This is a genomic window from Streptomyces humicola, from assembly GCF_024436035.1.
In the GTDB taxonomy this organism is placed as follows: Bacteria; Actinomycetota; Actinomycetes; order Streptomycetales; family Streptomycetaceae; genus Streptantibioticus_B; species Streptantibioticus_B humicola.
Genome location: NZ_JANFNG010000005.1, coordinates 38983 through 51383, shown reverse-complemented (window position 1 = coordinate 51383; position 12401 = coordinate 38983). Strand labels below are relative to the sequence as shown.

Below are 12401 nucleotides of genomic sequence, written 5' to 3'. Positions count from 1 at the left end.
GGGAGCTACTACTAGACCGCGCCCTCGAAGCAGTGGCACCTCGTTGGCTGTGGTGGTCAGGCACCGACGCGACAGCCACGGATGTGGACCGCCTCTGGCAGTCGTTCCTGCGAAGATTCGACCTTGAACATACGAGCTCCACCGGCAAGTCGGCCAGCAGGAATGCTAGACGGGTGACGTCGTAGCCGGCGTCGAGGACGATCAGGATCGGCGGGGCGCCGTCCGTCCAGTGCCCGGCGGCGCGCAGGCGCTCGACCACCTCGCGTAGCTGTGCGGCGGTCACGATGGTCTCGTCGTCGCTTTGCCCGAGCCGGACCGCGTCCAGCAGCGCTGTCCAGGATGTGCGGGCCGGTTCCAGGGCGGCGACGATCGAGTACGGCCAGCCGGGGATCATCTGCGCCGTGCCCTTGCCGCGACCGTAGGTGTGACAGAACAGCCGATCCGCGCTCGTCGCCGCGTCGGGTCGTAGCCAGTTGCTGACGTCGCAGGCCAGCACGGTGCGTCCGTCGGCTGACCGTGGCAACGGCAAGCCGGCCAGCGTCCTGCGCAGCCGCGCCACATCCAGCCGCCCGTGGTTCAGCCCGCCATACAGTGCGCCGTGCCCACGGCGGTGCTCGGGCGCCAGCGATAGATCGACCAGCGTCTTGACCGGCCCGTCCGTGCATAGCACAGCGTCGGTCAGCTCGAACAGCACATCAGCACGGGCGGATAGAAAGGCGTAGAAGTCGGTCCGGAACCGGGACAACACGGTCAGGGACTCGACGTAGGCAGCATCGTCCAGCAGACTCATCCTCACGGCCTTTGTTGGGATCAATGTTGACTTCAGCGAGAAGACATGATCACGCAAAGGCCGGCCTGCTGTCTGCAGAACGGCGAAGCCTGTGGCCAACTCAACGAGCTGGCCACGGGCCGACGTTAAACGCCAAGCTGAGTTCAAAATCACAAATCAAAAATTGCGAGAGCGACCGCAGGTTACATTATGGCCAAAGCTACGGGTGGCCGCCTCAGCCCTGGAATCCACCGAGAAGGAGATATCGGGCCAGGTCGGCGCCCCGGGAACCATGAAATGCCTTGCGACCTGCGATGATGTGGTCGAGTCGGCGCAGGGCCGCCGATGGGGCGGACAACGCGCCACATCACCTGGTCGCCCAAGTACGTGCCGGGGGCCCGCTTCGATCGCCGCAAGACTGGTCGAACGACCACACCACCCCGCAGACTTATCACGCGTCACTCGAACCCCAGACCTTGACAATGAGTTAATCCTTACTTGACGATCAGTAAGTAAATATCGCGTAAGTCGTCGACGAACGCGCCCTCCACGGCGGCGTCGGCGGCTCCATGTGACTGTGGGAGTTCTCCTCTTGTACACCTCTCTACTCAGCATGCCCGCGCGCCGATCCGCCGCAGCGATCGGCGCTGCCGTCGGCCTCGCCGCGGGCGCGCTGGCCCTCACGCCGTCCGCCCAGGCGGCCTCCCCGGCCAGCTCCGGTGACGGCAGGGCCACCGCAACGGTGCTGCGCGCCAACCTCGACGCCTCCCTGCTTCAGGACAAGGCCAACGTTCCGCTGCACGCGGTGCTCGATGACGTGCACGCGCCCGCGGATGCCCACCAGAACACGCTCAACGCCAAGGTCCAGGCGCCGGTCAACGGCGGGCAGTTCAACATCCTGACCGCCGACGTCGCCGCCGCCAGCGCCACCGCCGACCAGCAGAAGACCGAGGGCTATGCGAACCTGGTCAACGCCAAGGTGGAGCTGCCCGGCCTGCCGGAGCCCGTGCTCCAGGCCAAGGTGCTGACCGCGCGGGCGACCTGCGTGGCAGGCGAGCACCCGACGGCGAATGCTTCGCTCCTCAAGCTCGTCGTGCTGGGTAAGGCGCAGGAAGTCAAGGTGGGCCAGACCATCACGGTGCCCGTTCCGGGCGTCGGCCAGGTCAGCGTCGACCTTACGACGACCAACACCACGTCCAGCACCGCCGCCGCCACCGCCCTCGGCCTGCACATCTCGGTGAACCCGCTGAAGGCAGGCATCGCGGATCTGGAGGGCAACGTCACGCTCGCCCACGCGACATGCGAAGCGCCTTCGGGCGGTGGGTCGACCGGCGGTTCGACGGGCGGTGGCTCGACCAGCGGTTCGACGGGCGGCGGCAACACCAGCGGTGGCTCGACCAGCGGCGCCTCGCAAGGCGCCAGCAGCGGGACCACCGCGGGCTCGACCGCCGGTACCGGCGAGCACCTTGCCGAGACCGGTGCCAGCTCGAACACGCCGTACATCGCAGGCGGTGCGGTTGCCCTCGTCGTCGCCGGCGGTGCCGTGGTCTACGTGACCCGCCGCCGCAGGTCGTCGGACCAGGGCTGAGCGTTCGCGCTCACCGGCCGGCCACGACGGCCGGTGAGCGCCGCCCCCCCAGCGCCGCCACCGGAAACACGGAAGGCGGGCGAAGGACTTGGCGACTGTCCGAGCCGACGATGATGGGGCCTTCCTCGCGGAAGAGCTCACCACGGCCTTGACGCACACTCCGCGGGCCGGATCGGGGGCGCTGTGCCGACGGCCCGGCCCTTCCCCGGTCGGTGACGCCCTTGCCGGAACACACCAACAGGGAGAGATCACAGATGCACTATTGCATCCTTTGCCGCAGGTATCTCAATGGTGCTTTGTGCTGCCCGGGGTGCGGCGCATACGTGCATGACATCACCTCGGCTCCCGCCCAGCCCAGTCTCGTGCCGAGAACGCTCACAGTGACGCCTGAGGGGTACTGCGCGGAGCAGCTACCCAGCACAGCGGTATCCCTCGATCGTCCTCACTCGACAGCTGCGTCCGTTGGCATTGGCACGTCCCGCCACGTGGCCGAGGACGGGTCTCAGTTGGGCCCGTTCTGCAGGGACGAACGCACCTCTCCTACCCCGCAGCGCCGTGGGGGCCGGCACCGGCAACTGACCTGGCAGAAGAGTAGACGGCTCAGGGCTCTGGTTAGTGCCACCGCCGCGCTCATAGGGGGCGGCCTGATCATCGCTGCGCAATCGACCAGCTCTTCCCACGCGCCTGTGGATGAAGCCGTCGTCCCTAAGTTGGTGGACCCGGCACCGGCGGCGATGAGCACCGCTGGCGCCGCTTCAGTGCAGTCGAACCCGGACACCACGGTACATCCTGGTGGATCGATGAGCGCACAGTACACGGCGGCGACGTACACCACCGACGGGAGGAGCCCACAACCGCACACTGCGGGTCACGCAACGCAGTCTAACCCGACCAGCGCTGTCACACCGTCGGCCACTGCACCGATCCCATCCGGAGGGACCTCGACGATGTCTCCGAGCGGCTCGCCGCCGCCCTCAGCGCAGCTGAGCCCCACATCGACAGTGGCGCCGCCAGAGCCGGGGTGCCTCCCCTTTGTATGCGCAGGGTCGGTACAAGTGACAGTGGAACTGCCGATTACCTGAGGTCGGAGTTTCAAGGTGACGAGTTCTAGGCTTCGCTGACGGGCCGTCACTGCTGGCGGTGGACCGCGGGTGTGCGGTACGCGGACGGGGCAATGGAGGGGCGGAGGATCGACGGCGCTGGCCTCCCGCGGGCCTGGTGGGCGGCGTAGCAGGCTCTCGCTTCGCTGCCTGGGGAAGCTGGCCGAGTCCCTCGACCAGGGCCCGGCCGCTCACGGCTGGGAGTGGGACCGGATGTGGACCGCTGCCTGGGTGGCCACGCTGATCGGCCGGAAGTTCCACGTCTCTTACAGCGTTTCCGGGGCCACCCGACTCATGCACCGCCTGGGCTTTACCCCGTAGATGCCCGCGCGGCGAGTGGCCGAGCGCGACGAGCAGGCCGTAACCGAGTGGAAAGAGGCGACCTGGGCGGAGGTAAAAGAGCCCGGGCGGCCTGCGGGGGCTGGATCTGCTTCGAGGACGAAGCCGGCTTCACCCGCCGACCGCCCAAAGGACGCACTTGGGACAGGCGAGGCGTTGCACCGGTGGTCACCGTCAGCGGCCGCCGCTCCGGGCGCCTGTCCGTGGTCGGGCTGATCGCCATGCGGCCCGGCTCGCGCACCCAATCCACGCCGACACCCACCGGGGGACTTGTTGACCTGCTCGGCTGCGACCCCGCCGACACCGACACCCTCGCCGTGGACGGCAAGAGCGCCCGCGGCTCCCGCCACGACGATGCTCCCGCCGCCCACCTGCTGGCCGCTCTCATCGACGCCGGGCACGTGGTCACCCGGAAACGATCTCTGAAACCGGTGCCGCGCTCTGCGTCGGATTATTTCGTTGGCGGCGCAACTTCCGGAGCGCTGGGCGATGTCCAGTGAGGACATTCAAGGAGATGAGTGGGGCGCCTACGTCACGCTGTAAACGTACGACAGGGTCGAACGTGGGATCGCCTACGGGCCGCGAGGTCCAGGGCGACGGAGTGCTCGTAGTAGTCGGTGCGCCATGAGGTGCGCTGGTGTATCGCCCTGTAGGGTTCCGTGAGTCTCGTACACTCTTTGGCCTGGCCTTTTTTCTCGCCTTCGTGATCTTCGTTAGGCGGCGTTGCGGTACTCGTGGATGAGCCCGCCGAGGACGTCGTGCCGCTGAATCCGCTGTGCTGGAAAGGGGATGACGTCGGGGTCGTCGTCAGGAGCTTGCAGTTGCAGCGCCCGGTGCGGCCGTCCGGAGTTGTAGTGCTCGGCGTACTCGGCAAGTACCTGCCGCAGGTGCTGCTCGTTGTAGATGAGTAGCTGGTCGGCGCACTCGGTTCGTGCGGTGCGTATGAACCTCTCGGCGTGGGCGTTCATTCGCGGCGTCTGCGGCGCGGTCTTCAAGATCTGGATGCCGTCCGCGGTGAAGACCGTGTCGAACGCCTGTGTTTAGCGGCTGTCGCGGTCGCGTAGCAGGTAGCGGAAGCCGGAGGCCCGGTCGCCGAGGTCGGCGAGGAGGTTGCGGGCGAGCTGGGTGGCCCAGGCCGCGGTCGGATGGGCGGTGACACCCAGGATGTGCACGGTGCGGGTGCCGACCTCCATGACTGCGAAGACGTACAGCCTGGTCAATACGACGGTATCAACGTGGAAGAAGTCGGCGGCGAGCAGGCCGGAGGCCTGGGCACGTAGGAACTTGCGCCAGGTTGGCCCTGCGTTGGGGCTTCGTCGGGGTGCCGGGCCGACGCCGGCGCTGCGCAGGATGCGGCGGATGGTTGAGGCGCCGACGCGGTGCCCGAGGCGGCGTAGCTCGGCCCTGGATTCTGGTGTAGCCCCATGTGGGGTTGTCGCGGGCCAGGCGCAGGATGAGGGCGGTGAGTTCCTCGAAGATCGGTGGGCGTCCGGTGCGCACGGGTTTCTGCTTCCACTTCCAGCGGAGCAGCGTGCGGTGCCAGGTGAGCAGGGTGCCGGGGGTGACCAGGCGGTGGCGGCGAAGGTGGGTTGGTAGGTGTCGGGCGAGGGCGGCGAGCACGGCGCGGTCCGGCCAGGTAAGGCGTGGCCGGGTGCCGAGCTGGCGGCGTAGCACCGCGTTCTCGTGGCGCAGCGAGAGCAGCTCCACCTCCTTTACCTCCTCCGATCGGGAGAGCAGCAGGAGCAGTCCGAGGAGCCGGAGGAAGATCAGGTACAGGACGCGCAACGCCATGCGATCCGAGCGTGCCATGACCGGGCGAAGTTGCATAGTGCCTGGTCAGAGGTCATGTGTGAGTTATGGCACCCTACAAGGGCGGGACGGTGCGGCGCCGGTCCGGCTCGCGTTGCCCTACCACCGCATCAACGAGGTTTCGGTGAAGGAACTCAAGCGGATCATGGGTGCTCACCCTGGCGAGAACCCGGTACATGTCGCGGTGCGCGGCCCGCAGAAGACGATCGTCTATCGACTTGAGGCGATGGTGAACGCGGCCACGATCGCCTCCGACATCAAGGGGAGTTTCGGCCCGGAGGCGTGGCAGGGCGTGGCGTAGGCAGCCCGGGCGGCCGGTGAACGTGCGGCGCGCGCCGACGGGACGATCCCGCCGGCGCGCGCATCATGCTGGGTGGGCCCTGGTCTTACTGGCCCGTGTAGTTGCTGTCCGAGCAGCCGGAGTGGCACTGCGAGCACTCAGCGGGCAGTCCCCACAGTTCGGGGTCGGGCTAGTACCCCGCGGTCCTTATCGCCTCGATGGCCCGCAGTCGGGTGTCACGCTTCGGCTCGTACGTCACGCCGGGCTCGTCCGCCGGGGCGTGGTGGATGAACCGCCCCGCAACGCGCTGGCAGAACCCGCACCTGGCTGGAGGCGCAGTTCCGCCATCAGGTGACCCTCGCCCAGCAGGAGCTGCCCGCCGCCGTCCTCGATCCGGTCGCCCGCGCGGAACTCGCCGCCTGGATCGGCCACCTCACGCTGGACCTGCCGCCATGCGCCCGAGCCCCCCAGTAGACCGTGACGGCGCCGCGCGGCCGATCCGCGGCGTGGTCTGCGACCTCGATCACACCATCACCCTGCGCAGCTCAGTCGTCGAACTCACCCCCGCCCAGGCTGGGGGTATCGCCGCATCCACGGTGAGCTGCTCGTCTTGGGGGTGAAGGTGGCCGCGTCCACCGTATGGGAGATGTTGAAGGAGGCTGGGATCGATCCGGCACCTGAGCGCGCTTCCAGCATGTGGGCGGACTTCCTGCGCTCCCAGGCCGATGCGCTGCTGGCTTGCGACTTCCTGGAGACGGTCACCCTGTCGGGGGCGCGGATCTATGTGTTCGCGGTGATCGAGCACGCCAGCCGCCGGATCCGGGTCCTGGGCGCGACCGCGCACCCGACTGCTGCCTGGGTGGCGCAGGCCGCGAAGAACGTTGTCATGGACCTCGAGGATGCGGGCTGCCGGGCGAGGTTCATGATCAGGGACCGGGACGGGAAGTTCCCCGCCCTGTTCGACGCCGTCCTCGCGGACGCGGGGATCGAGGTGGTGCTCAGCGGCGTGCGGATGCCGAGAATGAACTCGATCATGGAACGCTGGGTGCAGACCTGCCGCCGCGAACTGCTGGACCGCACCTTGATCTGGAACCAGCGGCACCTGCTTCACGCCCTACGGGAGTTCGAAGACTTCTACAATTCCCATCGGCCCCACCAGGGCATCGCCAACGCCTGCCCGCTGTACCCGTTGCCGGCGCCAATCGCCGACCCGGAGCAGATCACCCACCTCGAGATACGAAGACGCGAACGACTCGGCGGCATCCTCCATGAGTACCAACGTGTCGCGTGAGCCGCGCGGATGAGGTTTTCGGCAAGGGCAGGGTTTGAAACCGCCTCTGAAGTCAGTCCATGCGCTGCTCGGCGATACGATTGAGGAAGTAGGCATATTGAGTGTCAGTGAAAGAGAGTATTGTGACGAGGTTCCCTTCCTCCATGCGGTAGGTGCGGTCCTGAGCTCCCTGGAAGGAGAGCCAGTTGAAGGACGTGGTAATGCAGGTGTCATCGTAGATGAGAACCTTGGCGTGGGTGCTCTTTAGGCGAGTGAAGCTGAAGTCGTTCGGGTAGCGCGTAGCGAGGTCTTCGAGGCGGCGAACCGCTTCTGGGTCGCATTTCTTGTCATGGCGGGAGAAGCCGTAAGCGATGTTAACTCGGACTCCGCGGCGGATTCGTCCTTCGAGCTTGGCGATGAAGGTGTCGTTGACGACGGAGTTCTTGATCCATGGGGAAACGATGAGGAGGCGGGCGCGGGCCTGGGTGATGGCTTCTTCGAGCAGGCGGGGGTGGTCGAAGACGCTGACTCCGAGGACCTGGCCCTGCTCGGCGACGCCATCTTTGGGCGACGCATGGGAAGCGGTGTTGTCTCGCTTGGTAGAGACGGGGATCCGGATGCGTTCGAGGTCGTCGTCCAGACGGGGCCGTTCGGCGGGGGGGTCGACTCGAATGCCGAGAGCGTTGGCACCGCCGCGGCTGATGAGGGCGAGTTCGTGTGGGGTGGAGATCTTGCCGTCGATGACGACGGCGACTTCGATGTCCTTGCGGTCGGGATCGGAGTAGACCAGCAGGTCCGCCGGGAGGTATCGGGGCGTGGGTGGGTGGCGGACGTCTCGCACAGCCAGGACGGTGTAGCGGTTGTCGGCTTCTGCGCGAAGGAGGCTGTTGAGCTTGTCGGGAGTGAGGTCATCGGCGCGGACGGGGGCGGTCGTGATAGCGGGGAGCTTGAGCAGGTCCTCGTCTGCTGCTTCCCGGGCTTGGATGAGGAGGGTGCGGTCGTAGGGCTGGATGTCGCCGAGGGTTCCGTCGTAGTAGAACGTCATTCGCTCGCGGACAGGGCGGATGGCGGCATGTTCCAGCGCGACTTGTTGGCCGAGGGGGGTTAGGCGTACGTGCTCGTCGTCGGGGGGTGAGTTCGGGTTCAGGCGGATGTGTCCTTTGACCAGGCCCTCGCTGAGGGTCCGGCGGACCGGGTCGGCGGGGAAGCCAAGGAGGCCGCTGATGTCGTTGGGAGCGGTGACTCCAGCTTGAATCAGGCGCAGTGTGCTCTCGGTGAGCAGCGGGAGTTCCTTTTCTTCCTGTGCGTCGACATCGACTTTGAGTGTGGTGACGGGGATGCCGGCGGGAATAACGGCTACGAGGGTGAGTCCGTCGCGGGCATCAGCGAACTGATCGGCCAGGACAGCGTGGTTAGCGGTGTGCATCGCGGATCTCGCAGTCGTCTCGGTGACCGTCCATGTAATGGAGCACGTCGCGTAGTGGGCCTGGCTTGCTGCGGCAGAATCTGGCGTCGCCGATGATGGTGAGTCCGTAGCGGGCTCGTGAGAGGGCGACGTTGATCCGGCGTCGGTAATGCTGGCCGATGAATCCGAATTCGCCTCGATCATTGCTGCGTGTGACGCTGAAAACGGCGACGTCGCATTCGCGGCCCTGTACGGCGTCGACGGACAGTACATCGACTTGGAGGTGGGGCAGGGGGGTAGCGGCCAGTCGGCGGTGCAGTTCGTCGACTTGGCGGCTATAGGGGGTGATGACCAGCACCTCCAGTGTTCGGTCTTTCGGCGGGAGAACGAGGTTCTTTTCGACGGCCTTGTTGATGGTGGTCAGTCGGTGGATGACCTGTGTGGCTTCGGCCCGGTTGACGACGCTGGTCTCGCCGGTGGCGCGGCTGTGCTCGCGGCGGTTAGCCAGGGGGCCCGTGTCGATCCATAGGACCGGCTTGCCGAGGGTGGCGTACCCATCGAGGTGCTGGTTTGCCGGAGATTGCAGGTCTCCGTTGTAGAAGCACTTGCTGATCAGGTTCCCGATTGCGGGTGTCATCCGGTATTGCTGCAGGAGTTTCTGGTGTACGGGGCTGGTGGTCTGCTGCAGGACGTGATCGAACAGGGTGGTGGTCACCAAGGTGGGGGTGAGCTGGTGTTCCTGCATGACAGTCTTATTTCGCAGGAGATCTTCTTCCAAGGGCGGAAGCTGGTTAGGGTCGCCGATGAGGATCCAGCGTTTGGCGCGGACCATGGAGACGAGGGCTTCGGTGCCGCTGGCCTTGGATGCCTCGTCGAATATACATAGGTCGAATTCGAGGGTGCGGGCGGCTGGGTGGCCAAGAAATCCGATGGCGGTGCCGCCGACGATGCTTCTGGTGCGCAGGTATTCCGCGATGATGTCTGGGTCGTTTCCCATGCGCAGGAGCCAGTCGCCTTGGACTCTGATGACGTTCATGAGCGCCCGGGCTTCTTGGCTTTGGCCGAGGAGGACGGCGATGGCATCCCTGGAGTCTTGTGCGGACTGCTTCTCGCTTAGGGTGAGGTCTCCGCGGACCTCACGCTGGGCGTCGGCGAAGACCTCTGCACGTTGGGCCAGCAGGTCATCGCGGCGCTGGCGGGTTGAGACGATGGCGTCGCCGCGGGCCTGCTCGCTGGTGGTGAAGTCGTTGTCACCTTCCTCTAGCCGGGCCAGCCGGTGCTCGACATATTCCAGGTCGGCGGCCACGGACGCCAGTTGTTGCAGGTGAAGGGCCCCACGCAGGTGCCGGGGCTCCTGTCCCAGCCGGCCGGCCATGTCTTCCATGTACTGCTGGGCGCTGCGTCGGACCTGCTGGACCCATTTTTTCATCTGGGGATCCAGTAGGAGGTGCCGGGCGTTGGCTCCGACGTTGGGGTCATCGGGACGAGCCAGGCGCACCATGCCGGTGACTCCTGCTTCCTCAAGTCTGCGCAGGGCGTTGTCAACGGCGATGTGGGTCTGGCTGACGATGAGGACTTTCAGCCCGGGTGACCGCCTGAGGTTCTGCTCGACGATCTCCGCGATCATCGTGGTCTTGCCCGTCCCGGGGGGCCCTTCCACGACGAGCAGCGGCTGGGTGCCGAGCGCGTACCGCACCACCTCGCGTTTACTGTCGTCCAGGTTGGGCTGCAGCCAGGCGGAGATCGTTACTGGCTCTCCTGCGGGGGCACGGCCGGGATCGAGGAGGATCGCAGGCAGCTGCGGGTTGGCGAGCGAGTCCCCGGTCGTCAGCGCGGCCAAAGCTTCGCGTTGCCGCTTGAGCGAAACCCGAGATGCGCCCAGGTACGGGACGAGGACTCCTCGTTCCGGCACTCTCGCATTTCTGGAGCAGCGAAGCCTGACCACATCGTCCTCGCGGTCGACGGCCACGACGTCTCCGCGCTCGACAGGCCGGCCGCGTTCGTGCTCGGCAACCGACCATTCCTCTCCCTTTTCCGCCACGGGGGTCTGGGCCAGGTACAGCCGCCACGTACAACCATCGGGTTCCACGACGGCCCGGGTGTATGTCACAGGAGCTCGGCCCCCTGCGGCGAGATCGTCTCGGGCGTTCAGGAGTCGGCCCCACCCCTCAAACAAGTCCGCTGAGACGGCAGCGGCACGTTCCTGCTCAGCACGCTCACGGTCCTCGGCCTGACGATCTAGCCTGGCTGCCATCTCCTCCCAGCCAAGGGCTGCAGCCCGCTCTCCCGGATTGGTGAAGGTGAACGTAAGGGCTGCGCCGAGGTCCACCCGGGACTCACACCACCGGGCCCGCTGCTCCGGCCGTACCTTCTGCACCTTCACGATGGCCGTGCGGTACTCCTCGGTGCGGTTGTCCGGCACGATGGTCATCTGGTACGTCCGGCAGGTGAGGATCACGGCGTTGTGATCAATTTTCCCGCTGTCCCGGTCGATGCCGTAGTCCGCATGTACAGCGCCGGCGAGGTCCTCCAGCAGCAGCGACTCCGCACGCTTCCAGTCCTCCCGAGCAAGCGCTTCAGGGTCGTTCCTGGGCCGACCCAGGACCACCTGGGCGGCCAGTCTGGTCAGTTGGAGCCACAGATGGCAGGCGCGGCGTGCCTCGCTGTCGTCGAGCCGCTGCTCTACCCGGGCGAGCTGCTGCTCGAGGACACTGGCGTTGCCCGGACGGCGTGCTGCGTCAAGATCTACGCAGGCACGCAGGATCCCGCGGACCTCATCCTGAAGGTCGAGGCCGTCCAGAACAGCCGATAGGTCGGCATAATCACTGGCGGCGCTGCCGGAGAGTGCCTGTATGGCGAGGACACCCCAGCTGAAGACGTCGCGTACGTACGGGGGGCAATTGACGTCGGGCGGGGCGTACAGGCCCGATCGGTAGCCGGCGACGGTCTCGGCGGTCGGTGAGAAGTTATCGCGGATCTTGGCGATTCCGAAGTCGGCAAGCTTGACCTGACCGTCAGCGGTGAGCAACACGTTCGCCGGCTTGAGGTCGCGGTGCTCAACTTCCCTCATGTGGGCGCAGGCCAGCGCGGATATCAGCGGGGCGCCGATGTCAGTGTAGAACTGGCGCCAGCTCATGGCCTCGCCGACGTCCATCTTCTGCTTGAGGTTGTGGTCAACCCACTCCAGCACGAGGTATGCCTGGTCCAGCTCCTCCGACCATCCAGCGTCGATCAGGCGCACGAGGTTCGGGTGTCCCGCCTCACCAAGTCGCCTCAGGGACTGCTGCTCACGGTCGAGGAACTCGTTCGCCAATGGCCCGGACCTCTTGTGGAGGAGCTTCACAGCGACAGATTCTCCCGTGAGAGAGAGCACGTCGATCGCTCGGTGGACAACCGACATGCCACCGATCCGTGGCCCGTCTCCCAGCAGGAGAAACCGGCCGTTGATACGTTGTTCCCCCACGCTGTTTCTCCTCGTGCCGCCTCGCACCAGCGCCGCCCATTCTCGCAGGACCAGCGCTGCCCCGTGGAGATAAGGTAAAAAATCTCTCTGTGGGATGCCGTCGACCAGGGCCAGGGTCTGGGTGACGTCGTTGACGTTGGCAGCGGTAGTGATGACCTTGAACGGGGTGCCGTTGCCGTCGCAGATCAGGTGGTGCTTACTGCCCGTCTTCCCGCGGTCGACCGGTGACGGCCCGGTGGCCTCGCCCCCTTTTTCGCGCGGATGTGAGAGGCATCCAGGCAGGCCCGGGTCCAGTCCAGGGCGTCTGCAGCGTGCAGCTCGGCGAGCAGGATGTGATGCAGCTTCTCGAAGACGCCGGCCTTCTGCCATCGACCCAGC

At 66.3% G+C, this 12401-nt stretch carries 9 protein-coding genes and 3 pseudogenes; 6 read left to right on the top strand and 6 right to left on the bottom strand.

Going from position 1 to position 12401, the window contains the following annotated elements:
• Positions 1–130 precede the first annotated feature (130 nt).
• Positions 131–790, bottom strand: a pseudogene (locus NGB36_RS09300) (transposase); the annotation flags it as partial.
• A gap of 592 nt (positions 791–1382) precedes the next feature.
• Between NGB36_RS09300 and NGB36_RS09295 the strand changes: the two are divergent.
• From NGB36_RS09295 to NGB36_RS34030, 3 genes and pseudogenes are all read left to right on the top strand, one after another.
• Positions 1383–2357, top strand: a complete 975-nt coding sequence (locus NGB36_RS09295; RefSeq protein ID WP_255919694.1) for an SCO1860 family LAETG-anchored protein — start codon at positions 1383–1385, stop codon at positions 2355–2357.
• A 254-nt stretch (positions 2358–2611) separates the two neighbouring features.
• Positions 2612–3439: an SCO2400 family protein gene (locus tag NGB36_RS34035; RefSeq protein ID WP_443741253.1), complete on the top strand. Its 828-nt coding sequence runs from the start codon at positions 2612–2614 to the stop codon at positions 3437–3439.
• A gap of 93 nt (positions 3440–3532) precedes the next feature.
• Positions 3533–4041, top strand: a pseudogene (locus NGB36_RS34030) (winged helix-turn-helix domain-containing protein); the annotation flags it as partial.
• Between the two features lie 468 nt (positions 4042–4509).
• On the opposite strand, the gene NGB36_RS33740 reads toward NGB36_RS34030, so the two are convergent.
• The 3 genes from NGB36_RS33740 to NGB36_RS33730 form a co-directional block, all read right to left on the bottom strand.
• The gene (locus NGB36_RS33740; protein ID WP_372509399.1) at positions 4510–4764 is read right to left on the bottom strand and encodes an integrase core domain-containing protein; all 255 of its coding nucleotides are present in this window, start codon (positions 4762–4764) and stop codon (positions 4510–4512) included.
• 72 nt (positions 4765–4836) lie between these two features.
• Positions 4837–5016, bottom strand: coding sequence for a hypothetical protein (locus tag NGB36_RS33735; protein ID WP_372509398.1), 180 nt, complete (start codon positions 5014–5016; stop codon positions 4837–4839).
• 10 nt (positions 5017–5026) lie between these two features.
• Entirely contained in the window at positions 5027–5587 is a 561-nt protein-coding gene (locus NGB36_RS33730; RefSeq protein ID WP_372509397.1) for a hypothetical protein, read from the bottom strand.
• Positions 5588–5645: 58 nt separating this feature from the next.
• On the opposite strand from NGB36_RS33730, the gene NGB36_RS09275 reads away from it, so the two are divergent.
• The 3 genes and pseudogenes from NGB36_RS09275 to NGB36_RS09265 form a co-directional block, all read left to right on the top strand.
• Positions 5646–5906: a hypothetical protein gene (locus tag NGB36_RS09275; RefSeq protein ID WP_255919692.1), complete on the top strand. Its 261-nt coding sequence runs from the start codon at positions 5646–5648 to the stop codon at positions 5904–5906.
• A gap of 330 nt (positions 5907–6236) precedes the next feature.
• The gene (locus NGB36_RS09270; RefSeq protein ID WP_255919691.1) at positions 6237–6359 is read left to right on the top strand and encodes a hypothetical protein; all 123 of its coding nucleotides are present in this window, start codon (positions 6237–6239) and stop codon (positions 6357–6359) included.
• Positions 6360–6366: 7 nt separating this feature from the next.
• Positions 6367–7176 (top strand): annotated as a pseudogene (locus NGB36_RS09265) (integrase core domain-containing protein); the annotation flags it as partial.
• Positions 7177–7228: 52 nt separating this feature from the next.
• Here NGB36_RS09265 and NGB36_RS09260 read toward each other — a convergent pair.
• Both NGB36_RS09260 and NGB36_RS09255 read right to left on the bottom strand, forming a co-directional pair.
• Positions 7229–8581 (bottom strand): phospholipase D-like domain-containing protein, encoded by a 1353-nt coding sequence (locus NGB36_RS09260; RefSeq protein ID WP_255919690.1) that lies wholly within the window; start codon positions 8579–8581, stop codon positions 7229–7231.
• Positions 8568–12392 carry an AAA domain-containing protein gene (locus NGB36_RS09255; protein WP_255919689.1) on the bottom strand — a complete coding sequence of 1275 codons (3825 nt, stop codon included), beginning with the start codon at positions 12390–12392 and terminating at the stop codon, positions 8568–8570. The genes NGB36_RS09260 and NGB36_RS09255 overlap by 14 nt, the downstream gene beginning before the upstream one ends.
• Positions 12393–12401 lie beyond the last annotated feature (9 nt).